The organism is Rhodopirellula sp. P2 (assembly GCF_028768465.1).
In the GTDB taxonomy this organism is placed as follows: domain Bacteria; phylum Planctomycetota; class Planctomycetia; order Pirellulales; family Pirellulaceae; genus Rhodopirellula.
On record NZ_CP118225.1, the window covers coordinates 6,651,989 to 6,675,721 of the forward strand.

Annotated in this window: 20 protein-coding genes; 14 read left to right on the plus strand and 6 right to left on the minus strand. The window is 58.9% G+C overall.

Annotated features, from left to right (window positions below):
• Window positions 1–63 precede the first annotated feature (63 nt).
• The 4 genes from ilvB to PSR62_RS23370 all read left to right on the plus strand — a co-directional run bounded on the left by ilvB (window position 64) and on the right by PSR62_RS23370 (window position 4,831).
• Window positions 64–1,857 carry a biosynthetic-type acetolactate synthase large subunit gene (gene ilvB / locus PSR62_RS23355; RefSeq protein WP_274405369.1) on the plus strand — a complete coding sequence of 598 codons (1,794 nt, stop codon included), beginning with the start codon at window positions 64–66 and terminating at the stop codon, window positions 1,855–1,857.
• A gap of 8 nt (window positions 1,858–1,865) precedes the next feature.
• The gene (gene accD / locus PSR62_RS23360) at window positions 1,866–2,816 is read left to right on the plus strand and encodes an acetyl-CoA carboxylase, carboxyltransferase subunit beta (protein ID WP_274405370.1); all 951 of its coding nucleotides are present in this window, start codon (window positions 1,866–1,868) and stop codon (window positions 2,814–2,816) included.
• A 3-nt stretch (window positions 2,817–2,819) separates the two neighbouring features.
• Window positions 2,820–3,737: a serine/threonine protein kinase gene (locus PSR62_RS23365; RefSeq protein ID WP_274405371.1), complete on the plus strand. Its 918-nt coding sequence runs from the start codon at window positions 2,820–2,822 to the stop codon at window positions 3,735–3,737.
• A 182-nt stretch (window positions 3,738–3,919) separates the two neighbouring features.
• Window positions 3,920–4,831, plus strand: coding sequence for a sugar phosphate isomerase/epimerase family protein (locus PSR62_RS23370; RefSeq protein WP_274405372.1), 912 nt, complete (start codon window positions 3,920–3,922; stop codon window positions 4,829–4,831).
• 748 nt (window positions 4,832–5,579) lie between these two features.
• On the opposite strand, the gene PSR62_RS23375 is transcribed toward PSR62_RS23370, so the two are convergent.
• The 5 genes from PSR62_RS23375 to PSR62_RS23395 form a co-directional block, all read right to left on the minus strand.
• Window positions 5,580–6,356 carry a PIG-L deacetylase family protein gene (locus PSR62_RS23375; RefSeq protein WP_274405373.1) on the minus strand — a complete coding sequence of 259 codons (777 nt, stop codon included), beginning with the start codon at window positions 6,354–6,356 and terminating at the stop codon, window positions 5,580–5,582.
• A gap of 9 nt (window positions 6,357–6,365) precedes the next feature.
• On the minus strand, window positions 6,366–7,334 hold the full coding sequence (locus PSR62_RS23380; RefSeq protein WP_443217465.1) for a hypothetical protein: 969 nt from the start codon (window positions 7,332–7,334) through the stop codon (window positions 6,366–6,368).
• A 63-nt stretch (window positions 7,335–7,397) separates the two neighbouring features.
• A complete protein-coding gene (locus tag PSR62_RS23385) occupies window positions 7,398–8,204 on the minus strand; it encodes a TerC family protein (protein ID WP_274405375.1) in 807 nt (268 codons plus the stop codon).
• A gap of 35 nt (window positions 8,205–8,239) precedes the next feature.
• Window positions 8,240–9,241, minus strand: a complete 1,002-nt coding sequence (locus PSR62_RS23390; RefSeq protein ID WP_274405376.1) for an RluA family pseudouridine synthase — start codon at window positions 9,239–9,241, stop codon at window positions 8,240–8,242.
• The gene (locus PSR62_RS23395) at window positions 9,241–10,293 is read right to left on the minus strand and encodes a tetratricopeptide repeat protein (protein ID WP_274405377.1); all 1,053 of its coding nucleotides are present in this window, start codon (window positions 10,291–10,293) and stop codon (window positions 9,241–9,243) included. Before PSR62_RS23395 ends, PSR62_RS23390 begins: the two co-directional genes overlap by 1 nt.
• A gap of 114 nt (window positions 10,294–10,407) precedes the next feature.
• On the opposite strand from PSR62_RS23395, the gene PSR62_RS23400 reads away from it, so the two are divergent.
• Entirely contained in the window at window positions 10,408–10,800 is a 393-nt protein-coding gene (locus PSR62_RS23400) for a response regulator (RefSeq protein ID WP_274405378.1), read from the plus strand.
• A 1,255-nt stretch (window positions 10,801–12,055) separates the two neighbouring features.
• Window positions 12,056–13,204 carry a DUF1559 family PulG-like putative transporter gene (locus PSR62_RS23405; RefSeq protein ID WP_443217322.1) on the plus strand — a complete coding sequence of 383 codons (1,149 nt, stop codon included), beginning with the start codon at window positions 12,056–12,058 and terminating at the stop codon, window positions 13,202–13,204.
• A 75-nt stretch (window positions 13,205–13,279) separates the two neighbouring features.
• Here PSR62_RS23405 and PSR62_RS23410 read toward each other — a convergent pair whose 3' ends face one another.
• Window positions 13,280–14,278 (minus strand): zinc-dependent peptidase, encoded by a 999-nt coding sequence (locus PSR62_RS23410; protein WP_274405380.1) that lies wholly within the window; start codon window positions 14,276–14,278, stop codon window positions 13,280–13,282.
• A gap of 181 nt (window positions 14,279–14,459) precedes the next feature.
• On the opposite strand from PSR62_RS23410, the gene PSR62_RS23415 reads away from it, so the two are divergent.
• The 8 genes from PSR62_RS23415 to PSR62_RS23450 all read left to right on the plus strand — a co-directional run bounded on the left by PSR62_RS23415 (window position 14,460) and on the right by PSR62_RS23450 (window position 23,627).
• Window positions 14,460–15,653: an amino acid aminotransferase gene (locus PSR62_RS23415; protein WP_274405381.1), complete on the plus strand. Its 1,194-nt coding sequence runs from the start codon at window positions 14,460–14,462 to the stop codon at window positions 15,651–15,653.
• Window positions 15,654–15,732: 79 nt separating this feature from the next.
• Window positions 15,733–17,700: a peptide ABC transporter substrate-binding protein gene (locus PSR62_RS23420; RefSeq protein ID WP_274405382.1), complete on the plus strand. Its 1,968-nt coding sequence runs from the start codon at window positions 15,733–15,735 to the stop codon at window positions 17,698–17,700.
• Window positions 17,697–18,626, plus strand: coding sequence for an ABC transporter permease (locus tag PSR62_RS23425; protein ID WP_274405383.1), 930 nt, complete (start codon window positions 17,697–17,699; stop codon window positions 18,624–18,626). The genes PSR62_RS23420 and PSR62_RS23425 overlap by 4 nt, the downstream gene beginning before the upstream one ends.
• The gene (locus PSR62_RS23430; RefSeq protein ID WP_274405384.1) at window positions 18,623–19,858 is read left to right on the plus strand and encodes an ABC transporter permease; all 1,236 of its coding nucleotides are present in this window, start codon (window positions 18,623–18,625) and stop codon (window positions 19,856–19,858) included. The genes PSR62_RS23425 and PSR62_RS23430 overlap by 4 nt, the downstream gene beginning before the upstream one ends.
• Before the next feature lie 32 nt (window positions 19,859–19,890).
• Window positions 19,891–20,940, plus strand: coding sequence for an ABC transporter ATP-binding protein (locus tag PSR62_RS23435; protein WP_274408287.1), 1,050 nt, complete (start codon window positions 19,891–19,893; stop codon window positions 20,938–20,940).
• Window positions 20,937–21,977 (plus strand): ABC transporter ATP-binding protein, encoded by a 1,041-nt coding sequence (locus PSR62_RS23440; protein WP_274405385.1) that lies wholly within the window; start codon window positions 20,937–20,939, stop codon window positions 21,975–21,977. The genes PSR62_RS23435 and PSR62_RS23440 overlap by 4 nt, the downstream gene beginning before the upstream one ends.
• A 56-nt stretch (window positions 21,978–22,033) precedes the next feature.
• Window positions 22,034–22,639: a peptide deformylase gene (gene def, locus PSR62_RS23445; RefSeq protein WP_274405386.1), complete on the plus strand. Its 606-nt coding sequence runs from the start codon at window positions 22,034–22,036 to the stop codon at window positions 22,637–22,639.
• On the plus strand, window positions 22,632–23,627 hold the full coding sequence (locus PSR62_RS23450) for a methionyl-tRNA formyltransferase (RefSeq protein ID WP_274405387.1): 996 nt from the start codon (window positions 22,632–22,634) through the stop codon (window positions 23,625–23,627). The genes def and PSR62_RS23450 overlap by 8 nt, the downstream gene beginning before the upstream one ends.
• Window positions 23,628–23,733 lie beyond the last annotated feature (106 nt).

Here is a 23,733-nt window from a genome sequence, read left to right on the forward strand (position 1 = left end):
ATCGGAGCAAGGTCCATTTCGACTCTTTTCGAATCCCACTCTGTCCCCAGTAGTCAACCACCGATGAGTACCGCTTCGAGCTCTTCCGACGCCAGCGCCGCGAAAGGCGATCAGCAACCGATGAATGGAGCCGATGTACTCGTCAAATCATTGGTCGATCACGGTGTCGAAATCTTGTTCGCCTACCCAGGCGGCTGCAGCATGCCGATGCACCAGGCCCTGACACGTTACGGGGACTCGATTCGCACGATTCTGCCCCGCCACGAGCAAGGCGGTGCCTTCGCGGCCCAGGGTTACTCGCGCAGCACCGGCAAAATCGGCGTGGTGATGGCGACCAGCGGCCCTGGTGCCACCAACTTGGTGACCGCCATCGCGGACGCGAAACTGGACAGCATCCCGATGCTGTGCATCACCGGGCAAGTTCCCACGGGATCGATCGGAACCGACGCGTTCCAAGAAACCCCGATGGTCGAAATCTGCCGCGGAATCACCAAACACCACTACCTCGTGACTGACTTGGCTGATTTGCCTCGCATCATGAAGGAAGCCTTCCACATCGCCACCAGCGGTCGTCCCGGCCCCGTTTTGGTGGACATGCCCAAAGATGTTCAATTGGGAAGCTTCCCAATCGACATGGATCCGGAAATGGATCTGCCTGGCTACACCCCTGAACCACCCAAGGTTGCCAGCGAAACGATCAAACAAATGGCTGCGGCCATCAAATTGGCGCGTCGCCCCGTGATCTACGCCGGTGGCGGGATCGTTTCCGGCGAAGCCAGCGAAGAACTTCGCGAACTGATCAAGAAAACGGGCATTCCAACCGTCACCACGATCATGGGCCTGGGCGCCGTTTCGCCTGACGACCCACGCTCGCTGGATTGGTTGGGCATGCACGGTGCCGCCTACGCCAACTACGCCGTTCGCGATTGCGATCTGCTGATCGCACTGGGCGTGCGGTTCGACGACCGCGTGACCGGCAAAGTGGAAGCGTTCGCGAAAGACGCGAAGATCATCCACGTCGACATCGATTCGTCCGAACTGAACAAGAACAAACAAGCTCACATCCCTGTTCGCGGCGACGTGAAGGATGTGCTTCGGGAACTGAACCAAATCGTTCAGGCCCCCGAAATCGAAGCTTGGCAGAAAACCTGCACCGACCTGAAAGCCAAGTACCCGCTGAAGTACGACAATTCGTTCGACGGCATTTTGCAGCAGCACGCGATCGCGACGCTCAGCAAAATCACCGCCGATCGCGAAACGTACGTCAGCGTCGGCGTGGGCCAACACCAAATGTGGGCGGCTCAGTTCTTCAAGTTCCGCCAGCCGCGGACCTGGATGAGCAGCTCCGGACTCGGCACGATGGGTTTCGGATTGCCAGCCGCCATGGGTGTGCAAGCCGCTCACCCGGACGCTTTGGTCATCGACATCGATGGCGACGGCAGTTTCCAGATGAACATCCAAGAACTCGCCACGTGCTTCTGTGAAAAGCTGCCCGTGAAGGTCCTGTTGCTGAACAACCAACACCTCGGAATGGTCGTTCAGTGGGAAGACCGGTTCATGGACCGCAACCGTGCTCACACCTACCTCGGCCCCATCGATCACGAAGAAGCCAAGGGCAAGAGCACCGCGGATCGCTTCGAATACGCCAGCGACCGTTACCCGAACTTTGTGCAAATCGCCAAAGGCTACGGATGCGGAGCCGCCACGGTCAAAAAGAAAGCGGACCTCGAAGGTGCCTTGCGAGAAATGATCGATCACAAAGGCCCCTTCTTGTTGGACGTCGAAGTGCCCTACCAAGAACACGTGCTGCCAATGATCCCCGGTGGAATGACCGTGGACGACATGCTCTTGGACTGATCCCGAAAGTGGAAATGGATACCGCAGTGGAAAATCCCGCAGTGGATAGCGCAGTGAACAGCAACGGGCAACCGTCTTCAGCCGCGACGCCGTCAACCGCCGACGCAACACCGACCTCTCCCACCCCCAACCGACCCGCGCCCAACACGGCCGGCAATCGGAAACGAGGGGTGCCCGAGGGCGTGTGGCGGAAGTGCGACTCGTGCGGCGCGTCGCTGTTCTACAAAGAAGTCCAGCAACGCCTGAACGTCTGTCCCCAGTGCGATCACCACTTTTATGTGAGTGCCTGGGAACGAGTCGCTCAGGTGCTCGACGATGGCACGTTCGAACCAATGAACGAACATCTTCGGCCGACGGACCCGCTCGAATTCAGCGATCGCCGCCCCTACGCCGAACGCCTGATCGGCGAACAGAAACGCACCGGCTTGACCGATGCGGTCCTGACCGGCACCGGCATGATCCGCGCTCGTCGAGTCGCATTCGCAGTGACCGACAGTGCGTTCATCATGGGCAGCATGGGATCCGTCGTCGGCGAACGCCTGACACGATTGATTGAACGCGCCACAGAACAAAACCTGGCACTGATCATCATCAGCGCCTCCGGTGGTGGAGCCCGAATGCACGAAGGCATCCTGTCGCTGATGCAAATGGCCAAGGTCTCCGCCGCTCTTTCGCGCTATCACTCCGCAGGCGGACTGTTCATCAGTGTCCTGACCAATCCAACCATGGGTGGGGTTGCCGCCAGCTTCGCCTCGCTCGGTGACCTGGTCTTTGCCGAACCCAAGGCCCTGATCGGGTTTGCCGGACCGCGAACGATCAAAGCCACCATCGGCATCGAACTGCCCGAAGGGTTCCAAACCAGCGAATTCCTGTTGGAGCATGGCTACATCGATCGCATCGTCCATCGCAAAACTCTGAAGACAGAAATTGCCACCGCCATCGACTACTGCGGGAAGTAACCGATGGGGCTGTTCGATTCGATCAAAGGCGCGTTCTCCAAAGGCAGCGGCGGTTCACTGAAGCGGATCGATGTGGAGAAACGGTTCGAACGCTCACGAACAGCAGCCACCGGCACGATGAGCAACTTCTTCGTTGCTTACGATCTGGAACGCAAAGAGAACGTCGGGGTCAAAATCCTCGACCCCGAAAAGTACGAACTGTTCGAAAGTCGCTTCAAGGGTTTGAACAAACCTTCCGAAGGCGAAATCGCGATGCAGATGAAGCATCCGCTGATCGTGAAGACCTTCGAACACGGCATCACAGCCAAAAACCAACGCATCTTGGTGATGGAATACATCGCCGGCGTGGGGATCCAAGACGTGATCGTGCGCAAGAAACGCGACGTCATTGATGGCAAAGAAATGCTGCTGATGCGAGAGATGGCCGAATCACTCGCCTACGTGCACGACCAAGGCTTCATCCACCGCGACGTCTGCCCTCGCAACTTCATTTGCACCCCACCCGAAGAAGGTGACGACACTGTTTCAGGTGTCCGGCTGATCGATTTCGGCTTGTCCGTTCCCGCCACACCACCGTTCATGGCCCCCGGCAATCGCACCGGCACGCCACTGTACATGTGCCCGGAAATTGTACGCCGCCGAGCGACCGACCAACGCGTGGATGTGTTCTCGCTCGGTGTGACCTTCTACTGCCTGCTGACATTCAAACACCCGTGGCAAGGTGAGATCGTCAGCGGACGCGCGGCGCTGCAGCACGACACGGAAACCTCCACCCCGATTCTCGAACGCCGTGACGACATCCACCCCAAAGTGGCTCGCGTGATCATGCGAATGATCGAACCGAATGTCGATGATCGACTGCCGTCGATCAAAGAATTTTTGATGCAAACCCGCGGCCTCGAATCCGCCTTCGTCAGCTAGCCAGCGGTGGTTCGCTGCCACGTTAGGCCGTGCCCTACTCTCCGTTGACGACCCCCGCCCTGCCACACGCATGAAAACGGTGGTGAACGGTTCGGTTAAACTGGTCTCGTCCTCCCTTGCCTGCATCCGCGGCACGAGTGACGCCCCACCTCCCCCCCCCCACCGCTCTCTCGGAATCCATCATGCCCAACCGCCGTGATTTTCTCGCTGGCTCGCTTGCCGCCGCGTCACTTGCTTCACTGCCAACTCGCAGTCTTTTCGCGGCGGATCCTGAAACCGAGAGCCGGTGGCCCATCTGCGTGTTCACCAAGCCACTGAACTCGATGTCCTTTGACGAAATGGCCTCGGCACTTGCCGAAGCAGGTTTCGATGGCGTCGAAGCCACCGTGCGAAAAGGCGGCAACGTGGCCCCCGCAGAAGCCGCTGAGAAACTGCCCGCGATGCAAAAGGCGATGCAAAAGCATGGCTTGGAAATCACGCTGATCACGACCGACATTGGTGACTTGGACGATCCACATCGAGCAACCGTTCTGGAAACCGCAGCCGATCTGGGCATCTCGCGATTCCGCATGCGATACGGCAAGTACGACCGACAACAACCCATCGCGAGCCAACTGGATCACTGGAAACAACAATTCGGAAAGCTAGCAGACTACTGCGGGCAAATCGGGATGCAGGCCCTCTATCAAAACCATGCCGGCGAAAACTACCTGGGCGCCTCGCTCTGGGACCTCGACCGAGTCCTGACGGACATCTCGCCGGATCACATGGGTGTCGTCTATGACATCCGTCACGCCCAAGTCGAAGGCGGCATGAGCTGGCCGGTGACCTGGCGAATGATCCAGCCCCGCGTGCGAATGCTGTACGTCAAAGACTATCAATGGGTCGATGGCCGGGTTGAAAACGTGCCCCTGGGCGATGGGCTGGTCAGCCAAAGATTCTTTGATGCGGTGAAAACCAGTGACCTGAAATGCCCGATCTCATTGCACGAGGAATACCTCGACCATCGCGACCCAGCGCTCGTCCCGCAACACCTGGAAGCCATGAGCACCGATCTAAAAACGCTTCAAAAACGACTCGGCATCGACTCGTAACGTGTTTCCGCAACCGCGGGGGACGTCGGGTTGAAACCCGACGCTATCGAATGCCACCGCTCCGCGGTTGGTTGGCGCCATCTCGACCGAACAGTCGCGGAGCGACGGCATTTGGCCAGCCTTGGGTTTCAACCCAAGGTCCGACCGCGACCGACGCACACCCAAGTCGCGGAGCGACGACAGTTGGCAACAAGCTCGGAACGATCTGTCGCCGCTCCGCGGCTTTAAATTGAGTTGCGGACACCCGAGACGTCGGGTTGAAACCCGACGCTATCGAATGCCACCGCTCCGCGGTTGGTTGGCGCCATCTCGACCGAACAGTCGCGGAGCGACGGCATTTGGCCAGCCTTGGGTTTCAACCCAAGGACTGGCCGCGACCAACGCACACCCAAGTCGCGAAAGCCGCGGAGCGGCGACAGGGGCGGCTCAATTCTTCGCCCCGGATGGGGCCGTCGTTCTTAGCTCGGGGCGGAAGCCCCGAGATGGGTATGACGGAACGTGGACGGTCGCCCCGGATGGGGCCGGCGTGGGGATGCGCGCGGTCCCTCGCTGACGCGTCGGGTTTCGAGGCTGCGCTTTTGCAGTCGGTTTTGTTGGCCAACGGCCAACATCAACCCACCCGTTTTGGATCGAACTTGGCCGTTGGCCAAAATGAGAGCGTGTTCCCCTGGTCCAGGCCACAAACAATTTGCAATTTGCAATTCGCATCGCGGAACAACGTCGCGCGCCTCGGTGGCAAACCACCGAGCTACAGGCCCCTGATTCCTTCGGCGATTTGATCCGTCAGTGCCGCTCGCAACGGATCATCGCCAGGCCCACAGAACCCCCAGTGCTCCCGGCGACGCCAGCCTTCGGCGTGCTCAAATTGCCCGCTCATCGTCCCCACCATGCGTGACAGATCTCGCATCGACTCGATGTAACTGTCCATGCCTTGGCTCTCGTCGAGCCATTGCTTTTGGCTGGCGTGACATGCCAATGCCTCGGCCTTCTGCTCCACGACATCCCCGTTGTCCACATAGAAATGCGGCGTCACCAACTCACCGGTTGGTTGACGACAACCGACGGGCTGAGCGTGATAGACCGTCACCGGATCCATGTAGACCGGAGTCGGTGGAATGCTTTCAAGGTTCGGCATCCCGTGGGCGAAGGCGGCACTGACCGCCAACCGACAAGCGTTCTCGTGATCTTCCATGTAATCAATGGGCGAATGCGTCAACACGATCGACGCCTTGGACTGACGCACCACCGCGGCAACCCTCTGAACATTCTCGGTGGTGTAGGCGACTTCCATGTCCGCACAAATCGGAGGGTGAAAGGTTGCCCCGAGACACCTGGCGGCTTGTTTGGCCTCTTCCAATCGCGTCGCGGCACATTCCCGTGGCCCCAACGTGGTGCTGCCGCGAGAACCGTCCGCCACATTCATGTAGTGCAGATCCCAGCCACGCTGGCCAAGCAGCAACATCGTCCCCGCAAACAAGAACTCAATGTCATCAGGGTGCGCGGCAACAGCAAGAACGGACGGCATCAGGGACCTCTACTTCGATGAAACGAGACTCAACTTTTCCAGAGGCACATAATACCGAACATAGCGGTCCCCGTTGCTGAACAACTCCCCTTTCGGATCATTCACCAGCACCGTGGCACGGCGAGTGATGCGATTGACGCGGCCGACCACTCGCCGCGTTCCTTCTCGAAACGCGACCTGGTCACCGACGCGAATGTTGAACTTGGTCGCGGCCCGCTCACGCTGGGTGATCAAATTGTGTTGGTAATCGGTGTGCCCAAAGAAGCTGCGTGCAATCGACTGAAAACGCTTTTGATTGCAGTTGCCCGCGTTCCAAATCAGCATCTCAATCAGGTGCGTCATCTCATGCTCGGCAACTCGCTGCATCGCTTCCAAGCGATCGCGACACGTGCGCCCCGTGACTGTGACAGGCCGATCCACATCCTCGAACGTTTGAAACAACAACGTCGACGAAAGAATCATCTCAAAACGCCGCGGCCCATCCCGTTTGCCGCCGGGATAATGCGTCACGAGCTTGCCGGCGGCACTGGTCATCCGAGACGAAAACCCAAACTCCAACCCTTCCGCCTTTGCGACCGGCAACACGCGGCCTTCGAAGAAAGCTTCGTCGAGCAGGTGAATCAAACGCACCAAATCATCGCGTCCAACCCGCTTGAAGTTAGGCCGGTCAATCGTCCGACTGAGCCCCAGAACCTCGGCGTGAATCTCACGCTGGACGACAGGGATCCGCTGGGGGTCGGGCCGCCGCGTCTGCAGAAATTCCGCGAGCGCAAACAAAGTGTCCCGGTCGCGAGGCGGAACGACTCCTGGTGGAACCGCTGCTGAATTGGCGACTGGCTTGGACGCGTGTTTCGCTGACGTCGACGACTTGGCTGCCACCACAGAGGGCGCCGTCCCCTTCCGCCTGGAAGGAGCGGCCGGGGGCGGAGCCGACTTCGGCTGAACAGCCTTGGGCGGTGGAACTCTGCCAGGCTCCAGATCCGTGACGGGGCGTCGCTTGGGGGCCGGCCGTCGGTGCGGGGAAGCGGACATCGGATCCCTTTAGGCTTGGGCTTTCTTTGGCGAGTTTGCTTTGGCGGCGTCCTGCCGAGCCAACAATGTCTTTTGGTATTTGCCTTGAACCACATCGACCACAATCAAAATCGCCAGCACAAAGTAGAACGTGCTCTTGGCCATCGCGTGCACTTCGTGACCGAACAACGCAACGTGAGCCAAGTGACCGCCTTCGCTGACCAACATCACCCCGACGATGAACAACACGAACAGCCCCAGGACTTCGTACATGCGGTTCTTCTTCAAGAAATCCGCCACCCGGTCGGCCAAGAAAATCATCATCGCACCACTGATCACGATCGCCGTTGCCATGATCGCGAAACTCTTGGTGAGCGCCATCGCGCTGAGAATCGAGTCGAACGAAAAGACCAAGTTCATCATCACGATCAAACCAATCGTCTTGCCAACACTGGCTTTCGCCGAGTCTTCCGAATGCCCCAACTCAGGTTCGGCCAGCAAGTGATAGATCTCCTTGAGAGCCGTCCAGAGGATGAACGCGCCACCAAACAAAACGATCAAGCTATGCCCGGAGATTGCAGCGTCAATGTAGCCATTGTGGAGCTCGACAAACGGCTCTTCCAGCAACACGATCAATCTCACGACCACGAACAACAACACAATTCGCAAGATCACGGCCAATCCGATGCCGATCTTTCGAACCTTGGACTGCTGGTCCTCGGCGACCCGTTTGCTCTCAATCGAGATGTAAAGCAGGTTGTCGAACCCCAACACCGCCTGCAACAGCACCAGCATCCCGAGCGTGAACAAACCGGAGATCGAAAACAGCTCAGCCATGGCGACGAGATTCCAAGAAATTGCAGAGAGAAGAATCAAAGAGAAGAGTCAGAAGACAACAGATCAAGAACGGCTTGCATGTCGGGAGGAATGGGCGCGGTCAGCGTCATTTCCTTCCCTGTTTGCGGGTTGGTGAACGTCAACGCTCTGGCATGCAGGGCCTGACGCCCCAGCAAAACCTGCTGATCTTCGGGAGTCGGCTGCACACCGGGCGTGGCGACTTCCATGCCGGCCATCCGGCGAATCTGCGAGCGGCTCAACTCGGAGTGACCACCGTACAATCGATCGCAAAGAATCGGGCAACCGATGTGCGCCAGGTGAACTCGAATTTGATGCGTTCGCCCGGTCTTGGGCCGCACGTCGACTCGAGTCACACGGCCATGGCGTTCCACGACTTCGTAAAACGTTGACGCCGTCTTGCTGGTCGAATGGTCTTCACGGATCGCTTGTTTGTCGCGCTGGTACGGATGACGCCCGATCGATGCATGAATCCAGTCGCGATCTCGGTCAAGTCGACCGGATGTGATCGCGGTGTATTCCTTTTGCACCAATCGGTCGTGCCACTGGGCAGCCAAATTCAGGTGCACCGCGTTGTTCTTGGCAACGACGATCACGCCGCTGGTGTCTCGGTCAAGCCGATGCACAATGCCTGGACGAGTGGGCCCGCCCACGTCGGATAGCGACTGAAACCGAAACGCGAGCGCGCTGGTCAGCGTGCCCGACCAGTGGCCACGCGCCGGGTGCACCACCATCCCCGCAGCCTTGTTGATGACGACCAATCCGTCGTCTTCATAGAGAATATCCAGCGGGATGTTCTCAGGCACCGTGTCATCGGATGCCGGGGGAGGCACGCGAAACCGGATCGTCTGCCCAGCTTTGATTTTGTAGCTGGGACGAATGACCCGCCCATCGACTTCCGCACCATCGTTCTGAACCGCGTCCCGAATTTGCGATCGGCTGTAGCCATCGCAGGACTGGGTCAAGAACAAATCGATTCGAAACCCATGCGCGGATTCAGGAACGACGAATTCGCGCATCACTCGTCGGATGCGGCGGGTTCATCGGCAGCGGGCGTTTCTTCTGTTGCAGGAGCTTTCTCAGCTGGCGTTTCCTCAGCAGGCGTTTCTGCTTCCACCGTTTCTTCTGCCGGAACTTCTTCTTTGGCAGCTTCCTCGGTGGACGCTTCTTCGGCCGCAGGCTCTTCCTTCATTTCTTCGGCTGGCTCAGCGGCTTCTTCCGGAGCAGCCTCTTCCGCGGCGGCTTCCTCGGCAGGGGCTTCCGTTTCGGCGGCTTCTTCGGTCATCGCTGGCTCTTCGGTCATCGCTGGCTCTTCGGTTGCCTCTGCTTCCTCCGTCACTTCAGCACTGGCTTCGGTTGCATCGTCCATTGGAAAATCCAAGGGCGGCAGATCCAAGTCTGGCAGATCGGGGAGTTCACCGGCTCCTGGCAACGACGGCGGCATGCTCGGTTCCGCTGGCGAGAAGTCTTGTTCTTGGAACCAGGCCAAGAACTCCTTGGCTTGAGGTGACGAGAGTGCGGCGACTCGAGCCTTGGCTTCTTCGATCATCGCGGCGGATTCGCCCACCGCCATCGCGGCTTCGTATTCCTGAACCGCTTCTTCGACGTTGCCCCGAGCTTCCGCGATTTGCGCGAGACCGTAATGGGCACGCGACTGGATCATGGCGTCGTTGCTCAGCTCCATCGCTTGCTTGTAAGCGTCGACGGCATCGTCGAGCAATGTTTCCGCTTCATCTCGACTGGTGTACAACGATGAGAACCCGAGTCCCATTTGCTGGCCACCTTGGTAAAGACGTGCCCAAGCCGCAGCGGAAGTCTTCGGGTATTGGGCGGCGATGGTCGCTAGACTCTCTGTGTCGCCGGTGATGGACGCATCGATCAACTGCAACGTGGCGTCGCTTCGATTGTCCGATCGTGTACTGGAATAGACTCCATATCCCAAGACAGCAACGAAAAACGCTGCGACACCCAAGGCAATTGTCTTGGAGTAAGGCTCAATCGAGTGATTCAACTTGTCGAGGACTCCGGCAAGTTCATTCTCGTTCAGCTGGTGACGTCGCTCGCTGTTCATACGTTCGCAGGGGTGAAGGGATTCGAATCCGTGAGCCCGAAGTATAGAAATCGCCGGAACTTAACGTCAAGACAAGCAAGGCAGGCAAGCCCCCATGAATGATCGCAAAAAAACATGAATGCTGCACAAAAAACACGGGTTTTGATCGCGGAAGATGACCCCGTTCTGCGGCATTTGCTGCAATTCACATTGGACCGCGCTGGAATGGATGTGACCGCGGTCGCGGATGGACAACTGGCCTGGGACACGATTCAGTCCAACGAAAAGTTCGATGTGCTGGTCACCGACCACGAAATGCCCATCCTCAGCGGCCTGGAACTGATCGGCCGCGTGGTCGAAACGTCGCCGATTTCAGTGATTGTCCTGTGCACCGCCAAGGGATTTGAAATCGACCCCGACAAAATTGTCGAACGCCCCGGCTTGGTTTCCCTGGTCAGCAAACCATTCAGCCCCAAACAACTGGTCAGCATCATCGAAGAGCAACTCGCAAAGAACGCCACCGAGTGAGAGCGGCATTTTCTCATCCAACGTAGGCCAGGTCCCACCTGGCGACCTCGCCAATGCCTTGGGAACCAAGCGAGGCGTCCAGCAGTTGGAGGCCGGATCAAGGACCGGAGGGACGCCGCTCCGGCAGTCGTGGTGGTTGCGGCCGCGATGATCCGGACCTGGGTTGCCGGAACGGCGCTTCGCTTGGTCCGGCCTACGATTGTTCGAGCGTGTTGACCTGCCAAGCACCAACGCCAGGTGGAACCTGGCCCACGAGTCCGATTTTACAATTTCAAATTGTCACTTTCACTTTTTCAATCGAACTCACAGCACGCTCCATCCACGCTGACGAGCACGAGGTCAGAGTAGAACAGTTGTCTCAACTGTTCCGTCGGGCAGGCCTCCAAGGCCAAGCCTCGTCGCACCCGAGTCAGCGTCAAACCGTTCGCTTCAAGCTGCTCGACGACACCCATCAGACACGCAAACATTTGGGGACAAATGTTCTACTCTGCGGATGCTTCCGCATCCCTCCGGGCAACCATCCGACGTAGGCCAGGTCCCACCTGGCGACCTCGCCAATGCTTGGGAACCAAGCGAGGCGTTCAGCAGTTGGAGGCCGGATCAAGGACCGGAGGGACGCCGCTCCGGCAGTCGTGGTGGTTGCGGCCGCGATGATCCAGACCTGGGGTGCCGTAACGGCGCTTCGCTTGGTCCGGCCTACGATTGTCCAAGCGTGTTGACCTGCCAAGCATCAACGCCAGGTGGGACCTGACCCACGAGTCCGATTTTACAATTTCAAATTGTCACTTTCACTTTTTCAATCGAACTCACAGCACGCTCCATCCAGGCGGACGACCTGGCGAGCACCAGATCAGAGTAGAACAGTTGTCTCAACTGTTCCGTCGGGCCACCCGCCAAGGCCAAGCCTCGTCGCACCCGAGTCAGCGTCAAACCGTTCGCGTCACGCCGCTCGACGACGGCGACCGACCACGCAAACATTTGGGGACAAATGTTCTACTCTGCGGATGCTTCCGCATCCCTCCGGGCAACCATCCGACGTAGGCCAGGTCCCACCTGGCGACCTCGCCAATGCTTGGGAACCAAGCGAGGCGTCCAGCCACCCCTTCTCGCAAGCACAACCTTCGCCTGCAATGAACCAACGCCAGGTGGGACCTGGCCTACGAACGCCGCTGACGGACTTGGCCTACAATGACGGAGGACGCTGTTCGAATTCCCGGAACCGCGAGGTGCGACGATGAGAGGCAATCGATCCGGAGTGACGCTGCTGGAAGTGGCAGTGGTTTTGTTTTGCATTTTGATTGTGATGGCACTGCTGATCCCAGCGGTCACCGGACCACCTCGTGGTGGTCGCCGAAGCCAATGCTCCACCCAAATCAAAAACCTAAGCTTGGCTGCCATCCAGTACTCGGTTGCCAAGGACCAACTGCCAGGATGGGCGATGGAGTTCGGCCACTTCGGCTGGGATCCCGAAACCGAAACCATCCTTTCGCCTTTGATTGATCCCTCCGCCGATTCCCCTGAAACCAGCTCGCAAAACCTCGCTCCTCATCGAAAGATCGGGCCCTGGGCGGTCGCGTTGTTGCCTTGGCTGGACGCTCAACCGACCTACGAACACTGGACCGAGGACCGCTATCCGATCCTCACTCGGGCCGAAGGTTCCACCACCGGATTCAGCGGCCGAGGCTTTCACCCGCTGGCGACACCGAATCTGGCGATCATGCAGTGCCCAACGGATCCCACCCAAAGTGAGGACAGCGGACGCAACAGTTACGTCGCCAACGCCGGTATCTTCTTTCCACCGAGCGACATGATCGCTGGCCAGCACACGATCTTTCACCCTGATGGCACAACCAAGACGGTCGCGTTTGCCGAATCAATGAGCAAGGAATTCGGAGCCTTTGGGAACCAGGTTTCCGCTCGCTTGGAACGATCCGACGCAGAGGCCCGCGTTCCGATCGCGAAACCAATTCGCCTGGATGACTTTCGCGATGGAGCGGGCAACACCGTCCTGTTCTCCGAATCGCTGCACGCGTTGTCTTGGCACCGATCAGGATTCGTCAACGATGAGGATTTGATCTTTGAGAGCCATCCCGACGAGGTGCTCTACCCGAAACTCAGTCGATTCACCAACACGATGGTTTGGCACGGGGTGGACTGGAGCAACGGCAAGCAACCGCGAGAGATCCACCGGATCAACGGCGAACGCGAGCTCACCGAAACGATGCAGATGAGTCGCACCAACGCCGCCGACTTGGCTCGCCCATCGTCCGCACATATCGAAGGAGTCAACGCAGCCATGGCGGACGGCGGCACCCGTTTCATTTCGGAAACGATCGACCACCGTGTTTGGCAATCGCTGATGACACCCCGCGGCCACGAACCGATTTCAGATGATGCGATGTAGCCGGATTCGCCAGAATTCGGTTGTGATCCAGTCCGAATTCTGGCGAATCCGGCTACGAGAGAGGTGGGACCTGGCCTACGGTTTGGCCGGCAAGCCTTGCATCGTTTTGCGGCGGCAGCAGTGCTTGAACTTATCGCCACTTCCGCAGGGACACGGATCGTTGCGTTGGACTTTCCCGCGACGTTTGCGACGACCGCGAAACAGACGCTTGGGATCCTGGTGGTACATTTTGCGAAGCATCGCGTAGAGCTTTGGGTTCTTGGCTTGCAACTGCGCCGGCTTTTCAAAGAAATACTCCGACAGCACGGCGAAGTACTCCGCCTCATTCGTGTACGCGTAGTCGTCGATCCCCGATCGCGTTCCTTCCGACTGCAGCTCTTGCCCCACCCACTTCACCCAAGGCTCAGTCACTTCCGCGGAAGCTGAGATCGGGATCCCATCGACCTCACCGTCGGCTTTGTCGACCAAGTGAGCGAACTCGTGAATGCCGACGTTGCGTTTATCGCCTGAATTTGCAAACCCTGCTAGCAACGACGGCTTGGACAAGATCATCACCCCGCTCAGATGATTCACACCGACCATCCCCAAGGTGTTTTTGTCGCCACCGCCTTCGGTTTGATAATCCGCACCAAAGGAACCGGGGTAGATCAGCACTTCGCCCAACCCGGAGTACTCGAAGTCCTCCAGCCCCATGATTGGGATCACTGCGCTGGCACCCACCAATGCTCGCGTTGTTTCATCGACGTCGGTGCGGATCCCTGTGACGGCGACCTCGTCCAGAAAGACCTTCATGCGATTGCGGAAACCGTCGCGTTGATCCTCGTCGAGCATACGGTAGTACACGACGTGCGTTTGCAACGCGGCTTCCCAAACGTCCGGGAAGGGCGCCGCCATGACTTGCAATCGCCGCACCGTTCGCCGCCGAAGCCACCAATGCACGGCCCACGCCAGCGGCAACGCGGCCAGAGCCCAAGGCCGAACCAACGCGACGCCAGCAATCAGCAGGGCCAAGGCGACAGAGATACCAACCGCCCAGAGACGGTTGGCTTGATCAGATTCAGGAGTGACAAGCATGGGAGTAGCATAGAGTGCTGAGGGCCAAGTTGCAGAGAGCGGAGAACGTGCTCCACCCCCTGAACTCCGGCTCCGTCTTTTCCCGCGTGTAGGCGAAATCCGGCTGGGTAGTTATTCTCGTGGCTCCGTCGGCCCATTGTGACGCCGACTCCCTCACTTCCACTCAGATTTCGGTTTCCCCGTGCACCGATTCGATTCCATTTCTGTTGCTGCTCCCGACGCCATTTTGGGACTGACCGAAGCGTTCAAAGCCGATGAACGCGACACCAAAATGAATCTGTCCGTGGGTGTTTACCAAGACGCAACGGGCACCACGCCCGTGCTGCGGTGTGTCAAAGAAGCCGAAAAACGGCTTTTGGAAACCGAATCGACCAAGGGCTACCTCTCCATCGATGGCCTGCCGGACTACCGCGAAGCCGCCCGGGAATTGATTTTCGGCGATCAAATCGCCCCCGAACGAGTGGCTGCGGTCCAGACACCAGGCGGCACGGGTGCCCTCCGCGTGGCGGCGGAATTCCTGGCCACTCAGTGCGGACCGCTGCGGATCTTCTTGCCCACGCCAACCTGGGCCAACCACAACGCGATCATGGCCGCTGCCGGCTTGCCCGTGGAAACCTATTCCTACCTGGGTTCGGACAAAAAGACGCTGGACTTCGACGCCTTGATCGAAGACCTGAAAACCAAAACCAAGGCCGGCGACGCGGTCCTGCTGCACGCTTGTTGCCACAACCCAACCGGAGTCGACCCGACACCGCAGCAATGGGAACAAATCGCCAGCGTCGTCGCGGAAAAGAACCTGACCCCGCTGCTGGACTTTGCCTACCAAGGCTTCGGCGAAGGCTTGGAAGAAGATGCCAACGGCGTTCGCACGGTGCTTCGGCATGTCGACGAAGCCATCGTGTGCTCGTCATTCAGCAAGAACTTTGGTCTGTACAGCGAACGTGTCGGAACCGCTTGCCTGGTGTCCGGATCCGCTGACACCACCAAGGCAGCTCTCAGCCAACTCAAACGAGTCGTCCGAGCCAACTACAGCAACCCACCCCGCCACGGCGGTGCCATTGTGGCCACCGTGTTGGGCGACGAGGGACTGACTCAGATGTGGCACGGAGAGCTCGCCGAGATGCGAACTCGGATCGCTTCACTGCGACAACAATTTGTCGATGGAATGGCCGCGACAGGTGTCGACCAAGACTTCTCGTTCCTGTTGGACCAGAAAGGCATGTTCTCATTCAGCGGTTTGTCACCGATGCAGGTCGACCAATTGCGTAGCGAACACGGCGTGTATTTGGTGGGTAGCGGCAGAATCAACGTCGCTGGAATGAATGAGTCGAGGATGGAATGGCTGTGCAACGCCGTGGCGTCAGTATTGCGATAGACTAGCCAAAGTCTGTCCAATGCATTGAAGATGAAACATGTTGCCGATGCCCTGTTTCCCTCCCTCCTGATTTTCCGCCATGCCTTTGGAACTTCGTCGAGCGTTTTTGGTTGTGGCTGCCATCGTGGTGATGGTGTCCCTGATCTGGGCGTCTCGATTTGATGCGATGCCGCCGGCTGACTTCAGCTTTCAGAACGGCACCGATCCCAAAACGCTCGACCCACACCGAGCGACCGGCCAACCCGAAAGCCGGATTCTGTTCAACATTTTCACCGGTTTGCTGGAAGAGTTGCCAGAAGGCGACCCCGATCCGGAAACCGGCGTCCAGCCCATGACGCCTCAGCCGGGTATCGCTTCGTCTTACGAAGTCTCGCCGGACAACATGACCTACACGTTCCACTTGCGGGACGATGCCACCTGGAGCGACGGGGTCCCGATCACCTCGGCTGACTTTGTCTGGTCCTGGACGCGAATGCTGCATCCGGAGACCGCCTGCGAATACAACTTCCAATTGTTTGGCGTCCAGCACGCCGAGGCCTACGCGACCGGCGTCGTCCAACCCGGCGACAAGGTCGAGGTCGAATTGTGGGACCGCCCTGGCGAAACCATCGACAGCGATCCAGCACCGCAAACCTTCCCCCGCGGGACCATCGTTCACGGCACCCTGAAGGCGCTCGACAAACCGCCCCAGCCCAACGTTCCGGAAGATGCCTCCAAGGAGGAAAAGTCCAAGGCCACTGCCGATTGGCAATCCGAATGGCTGTACACCGTTGACCTGGCCGGCAAAGACGGCGACGAAATCCTCTGGGACGAGGTCACCGAAACGGTCACCTACACCAAAAACTTGCAAACGCCTTTGGCGAAGAACAACACCCAGCGAGCCCACAATGTCCTGGTTGCCTTCGATCAACTGGGCGGCGTCGAAGCTCCCGACCCCTCCACGCTGATCGTGCATCTTCGCGACCCGCTTCCGTACTTCCCGTACCTGACCGCTTATTACCCACTGTTCCCGGTGCCTCGCCACTGCATCGAAGAACACGGCAAACCGATGTGGACACGGCCCGAGAACATTGTCACCTGCGGCCCCTACAAAATCGGCCTTCGAAAACTGCGTGATCGAGTCCGGTTGGTCAAAGACGAACGCTGGTACGACGCCGACACGGTGGGGATCGAAACGATCGACGCCCTGTCCATCGAGAGCCAAAACACGGCGCTCAACATGTACGAAACCGGCGAACTGGACTGGGTCACCGACCCGCCCGTCACCCTGATCGAAGAACTCAAGCAACGCGACGACTACCACGGCGCGCCGTACTTGTCGGTGTACTACTACGAACTGAACACCAAACGTCCGCCACTGAATGACGTGCGAGTTCGCAAGGCGCTTTCGATGGCGATCAATCGCGAACAGATCGTGCGAGAAGTCACCAAGGCTGGCCAACAACCTGCCTTCGCCTTGGTGCCGCCTGGAATCGCTGGCTACACCCACGTCAAAGGCAATCGCGGATCGCTCGAAGAAGCCAAACAACTGCTGGCCGAAGCAGGCTATCCCGGCGGACGCGGCTTCCCCAAGTTCACGATTCTCTACAACACCAGCGAAAGCCACCGAGCGATCGCCGAAGTCATCCAGCAGCAGTGGCAGAACAACCTGAACGTCAAAGCTGACCTGCAGAACATGGAATGGGGCAGCTTCCTCGACAAGCGACAGCAACAGAAGTACGACATCTCGCGAGCCGCCTGGAACGGCGACTACCCCGACCCGAACACGTTCTTGGATCTGTTCCTCAGCAAAAGCCCGCAGAACAACACGTCGTGGAGCAACCCTCGCTACGACGAACTGCTCTCCCTCGCGGCGTCCGAATCCGACAAAGTCAAACGCATGGACTTGCTGGCCGAAGCCGAAGCGATCTGGGCCGACGAATTACCTGCGATCCCCATCTATTACTACGTCGGACTGAACATCATCAAACCCAACGTCAAGGGATTGTTCCCGACACCACAAGACACGCACCCGTTTCAAACGATTCGATTGGAACCCACGCCATGAAAGACTTGCTCGGATTCCTCATCCGACGCCTCGGCTGGATGGCCATCACGCTGTGGGCGGTTTACACCGTTTCGTTCGTGCTGATGCGAGCCGCACCGGGCAGCCCCTTCAGTGCCGAGCGCGCGATGCCTCCTGCGATCGAGCAACAGATGCGAGCTCGGTACAACCTCGACGCACCGCCACTGCAGCAGTACTGGGACTACCTCTGGGGCATCCTCAGCCGCGGTGACCTCAGTTGGTCAATCAAACTGGAAGACTACAGCGTCAACCAAGTCATCGCGGAAGGCTTCCCTGTCTCTGCCTCGCTGGCCATCTTCGCGTTGGTTTTCGCGATCATCTTGGGCGTTTCTGCGGGAGTCATCTCTGCCGTTTATCGCGGCACGGTGGCCGACGTTGCGATGATGGCAACGGCGGTGCTTGGCATTGCCATTCCCAACTTTGTGTTGGCGTCGATCGCGATTTTGCTGTTCGTGTTTCTGATCCCGCTGTTCCCGGCGGCTGGCTGGGGAACACTTCGACAAGTCACCTTGCCGGCGATTTGCTTGGGACTGCCCGTTGCCGCCTACATCGCTCGCCTGACCCGAGCCGGGATGCTGGAATCGCTCACCCGCGAACATGTTCGCACCGCGTTCGCCAAGGGACTTCCCAAACGCACGGTGATCATCAAACACGTGTTGCCCGGCGCGTTGCTTCCCGTGGTCAGCTACCTCGGCCCCGCCACGGCAGGCGTCCTGACGGGCTCGCTCGTGCTGGAAAAAATCTTTGCCTTGCCCGGCATGGGCAGCCACTTCATCTATGCCGCGACTCAGCGTGACACGACGCTGGCGACCGGCATGGTGCTGACCTACACCGTGCTGCTGTTTGTGATGAACACCATCGTTGACTTGGCCTACGCTGTCATTGACCCGCGAGTCGAACTGGAATGAACCTTCCCGATTCAGGCAAGAACGAAGAGGCGCTCGCGAAACTGCTGGAGGAATCCCGCAAGATTCGCGGTGTCTCGCTTTGGAAAGACGCTTGGCGTCGGTTGCGTCGCAATCGTCCCGCCATGACCTCCCTGATCTTCTTGATCGGTTTGGGGCTGGTCGCGTTCCTCACGCCGATGCTGCCGCTGCAAAGCCCGCTCGATAAAGACCTCAACAACCGCCGCTTCCTTCCCCCCTCATTCGAATCGGTGACGATGGGATCGCGGGAAGGGCTGAAGTTCGCCGACCGAAAATTGACCAGCCAACTGGCGCTCTTTGAAGCCGACATCGCCGAAGAAACCGCCGCGGCCATGGCAACCAAGGACCCGGCCGAACAAGCCAAGCAGCTGGAGTCGATCCAAGATCGCATCCGAGTCGAGCACCCCTTCAATCAACTTTGGAACCAACTCGGCAGCGTCTCTTTCCAGATGGTGAAAATTCGCGTCGCGATCTTTGGCGACTACGCGGTGCCATCGATTTTTGGAACCGACAAACTCGGACGCGACTTGCTCGCACGAGTTTTCTGGGGCGCTCGCGTTTCACTGGTTGTGGGCGTGGTGGCGACCTTGGTCAGTTTGGTGATCGGCGTCAGTTACGGCGCGATCGCCGGTTACTTTGGTGGCTGGGTCGACGCCGCGATGATGCGAATCGTCGACATGCTGTATTCGATCCCGTTCATCTTTGTGGTGATTTACCTGGTCACGTTTTTGGGCGAAGAGAGCGTGAAGGCTTGGCTGGAAAGTTACGGCATCGATCAGATCATGATCTTCTACATCATCATCGGTGCGATCTATTGGCTGACGATGTCACGCGTCGTTCGCGGCCAAGTCTTGTCGCTCCGCCAAGAACAATTTGTCGAATCGGCTCGCACGATTGGCGCCTCGTCGATGCGAATCGTGTTTCGACACCTGGTGCCCAACGTGCTCGGCATCGTCATCGTTTACCTGACCTTGACCATCCCTGCCGTGATGCTGTTCGAAGCCTTCCTCTCGTTCTTGGGCTTGGGCGTTGCCCCGCCCGATGTGTCCTGGGGATTGTTGCTCAATGATGGTGTGGAAGCCCTGTCCAGCGTCAAACTTTTTTGGTGGGTGGTGATTTTCCCAGGCGCCGCTCTGGCCATGACACTGTTCGCTTTGAACTTCTTAGGCGACGGTTTGCGTGACGCGTTGGATCCAAAGATGAAAAACCGATGAACCCAGCCCCCGGATCGCCCGCTGCCTCCTCAATGCCCGCAACAACCGACGCAAACGACGCCCCTCGCGGGAACGACCAACCGCTCCTCCAGGTTGCCGATCTCAAGGTCAGCTTCAAAACAGATGAGGGGCAGGTCCAAGCCGTCCGCGGGATATCTTTTGATGTTCGAGCAGGGGAGACTGTGGGCATCGTTGGCGAGTCAGGCAGCGGAAAGAGCGTCACCAACTTGGCGATGATGGGACTGATCCCACAACCGCCGGGACAAATTGATTCCGGAACGGCGTTGTTTCAAGGTCGCGACCTCCTGAAGATGACTGATCGAGAACTGCAAAGCGTTCGCGGCCGGCACGTCTCGATGATCTTTCAAGATCCAATGACGGCATTGAATCCACTGATGACCATCGAGCAACAAATGACCGAAATGACTCGGTTGCACTTGGGACTCACAAAGAAAGAAGCTTCCGCACGCGCGGTGGACATGCTGGGAATGGTTGGGATCACGTCACCCGAAAAACGCCTTCGCGATTACCCGCACCAATTCAGTGGCGGGATGCGGCAACGCGTGATGATCGCGATGGCACTGTCCTGCGAACCGGAACTGCTGATCGCGGACGAACCCACCACTGCACTGGACGTGACCATCCAAGCCCAAATCATGGACCTGCTCGCTGACCTGCAAGAACGCAAGGGCACAGCGATTGTCTTGATCACGCACGACTTGGGCGTGGTGGCGGGTGTCGCTGACCGGGTGATGGTGATGTACGCCGGACGCATTGTCGAAAAGGCCAACGTCAACGATCTCTTCGCGTCCCCCCAACACCCTTACACACTTGGCTTGCTCGGTTCATTGCCACGATTTGACACCGATCGCCACGAGAAACTGCTGGCGATTCCCGGTGGCCCGCCCGACATGTCCGAACCCATCGTCGGCTGCGCGTTCTCGCCGAGGTGCAGCTTCGTGCAACCGGTTTGCGAGCGTGAAGAACCAACGCTGGCATTGAAAACAGAACCTGCCGGCGGTGCGAATCTGCCCGTCGTGCAACCTCACCTCGCGGCTTGCCATGTGGAGATGCCCTCATGAGCGCAGTCAACGCCCCACACGAAGCCACCCAAGGATCCGACAACGCCACCGCGGACCCACCGCTGCTGCAAGTCCGCGATCTGAAGGTTCACTTCCCCTTTCGACGTGGATCCCTGTTCAATCCCGAGCAAGGCCTGATCCGCGCCGTCGATGGCGTGTCGTTTGACATTGCCAAAGGCGAAACACTGGGGTTGGTCGGTGAATCCGGCTGCGGAAAATCGACCACCGCTCGCGCGATCATCAACCTGGTTCACCCAACCTCCGGCGACGTCCTGGTTGACGGCAAATCGATTGCGGGATTGTCCGACAAGGCGATGCTGCCGTACCGACGCCGCGTGCAAATGGTTTTCCAAGATCCTTTTGCCAGCCTCAACCCACGAATGACCGTCGGTGGAATCATCGGCGAACCGCTCACCGTTCACAAACTCGCCTCCGGCAAAGACCGCCAACTCGAAGTCCTGCGACTGATGGAATTGGTGGGCCTCAACCCTCGCTTCCTGAATCGCTACCCACACGAATTCAGTGGTGGCCAACGGCAACGCATTGGCATCGCTCGTGCCCTCGCGGTGCAACCGGATTTGATCCTTTGCGACGAACCCGTGTCGGCACTCGACGTTTCGATCCAAGCCCAAATCATCAACTTGATGATGGACCTGCAGCAACGACTCGGCGTGGCGTACCTGTTCATCGCTCACGACTTAGCCGTTGTCCGCCACATCGCGACTCGCGTCGGCGTGATGTACCTCGGCCGAATCGCCGAACTCGGCACGGCCGAAGAACTCTACGCCGATCCCAAACACCCCTACACAGAGGCTCTGCTGTCCGCGGTCCCGGTTCCGGACCCGGTCCTGGCGGCGGAGCGGCGACGGATTGTCCTGCAAGGCGAAGTCCCCTCGCCGGACAAATTCTATCCCGGTTGCTCGTTCGCCGACCGCTGCCCGATCGTCGTGGACCGCTGCCGAACCGATCGCCCCGGATTGCCGGATCGATCGCACGCCGCTGCCTGTTGGGAGCGTGATGATCCGCCGGAAGTTTGATAAGCTGCGGGATTGATTGAACTCATCCGCCGTTTCGTTTTTTTGCCATCTTCATCATGCCGTTGTCGATCATTCATTTCCCGCACCCGACACTCCGACACACCAGTCGTCCTATCGTGCGTGTGGATGCCAAGCTGAAGTCGATGGCCGAAGAGATGCTCGACCTGATGTACGAGTTTGACGGCGTGGGCCTGGCCGCCAACCAAGTTGACTTGCCCATCCGCATGTTCGTCGCCAATCCCACGGGAAAACGCGACGAAGGCGAGTCCTGGGTGATCCTCAACCCCGAGATCGACCGCCCCAAAGGCAACGACACCGCCCAAGAAGGCTGCCTCAGCGTGCCGGGCATCTACGGCCAAGTCAAACGCCCCAAAACCGTTCGCTTGCGTGGATTTGACCTCCAGGGCAACGAAATCAACCAAGTCCTCGATGGTTTCATGGCACGCGTGGTCCAACACGAAGTCGACCACCTCGACGGCATCATGTTCTTTGACCGCATCGGCGAAGAAGGCCTCCGCGACCTCGAAGACCAGCTCGAAGAATTCAAAACCGATTACGAATCCAAGCAGGGCACCGGGTCAATCGCCGACGAAGCCACACTGGCTCAACTGCGAGCCGAATGGGAAGCCATGTACACCGGCGGGACCACCTCGAATGGCTGATTCCCTGCGTTATGTGCTGATGGGAACGGGCCCCTTTGCCGTGCCCTCCTTCGAAGCGATCCGGCAACAACTGGACTCCTCCGGCGACGAAATCCTCCGCGTGTTCGTGCGACCGCTGCCGCCCATCAAAAGCCGCGGTGGCCCGCCTCCGCAACCCGTTCGAGAATGGGCGGAATCACACCACCTGAACGTTGATGCTCCCGCCAGCATCAATGATCCCGAAACCGTGGCCAGCCTTGTCGCCATGAACGCGGACCTGCTCGTCGTTTGTGACTACGGCCAAATCCTCAAACCAGAAGCGCTGCAAGCGGCCCGCCTGGGCGGCATCAACCTGCACGGTTCACTCCTGCCCGCCTACCGAGGCGCCGCGCCAGTCCAACGGGCTCTCTTGTCCGGCGACCGCGAAACCGGCGTGTCGGTGATTCACATGACCCCGCGACTCGATGGCGGACCGATCGTCTCGTCTCGCACCACACCGATCGGCGACGACGAGACCTCCGGCGACTTGGAAATCCGCCTGTCCGAACTGGGCGTCGAGGCCACCCTCGAGGCAATCAATTCACTGCGAACGATCGAATCACTTGAATCTCACGGGACGCTTGGCCAGCCACAGGACCCGGCAAAGATCTCGAAGGCACCGCGATTGTCCAAGGCCGAAGCTCAGATCGACTGGTCGGCCATGGCTCGCCAAATCGACTGCCTGGTGCGAGGCATGCAGCCTTGGCCGGTGGCCTTCACCCATGCGGCTGTGAACGAAAACAAACCACCACTGCGAGTTGCCATTCGGCAAGTCCGCACGGAAACGTTTGCCGCCGACCCGGCCAACGTCGGCCGAGTGCTCGAGCACGATGGACTGGCCATCGGTTGCGGCGACGGCCAAGTCATCATCGAGCGACTTCAGCCAGCCGGCAAAAAAGAAATGTCCGGCCTGGACTTCAAACGCGGCCACCGCCTGACTGCCGGGCAACAACTGATGGTCCAGCCGTAGGCCAGGTTCCACCTGGCAACCACGCCGATGCTTTGGAACAAAGCGAGGCGTCCAGTCCCCTCGCCTCGAAAGCACAACCTCCGCCTGCCAAGAACCACCGCCAGGT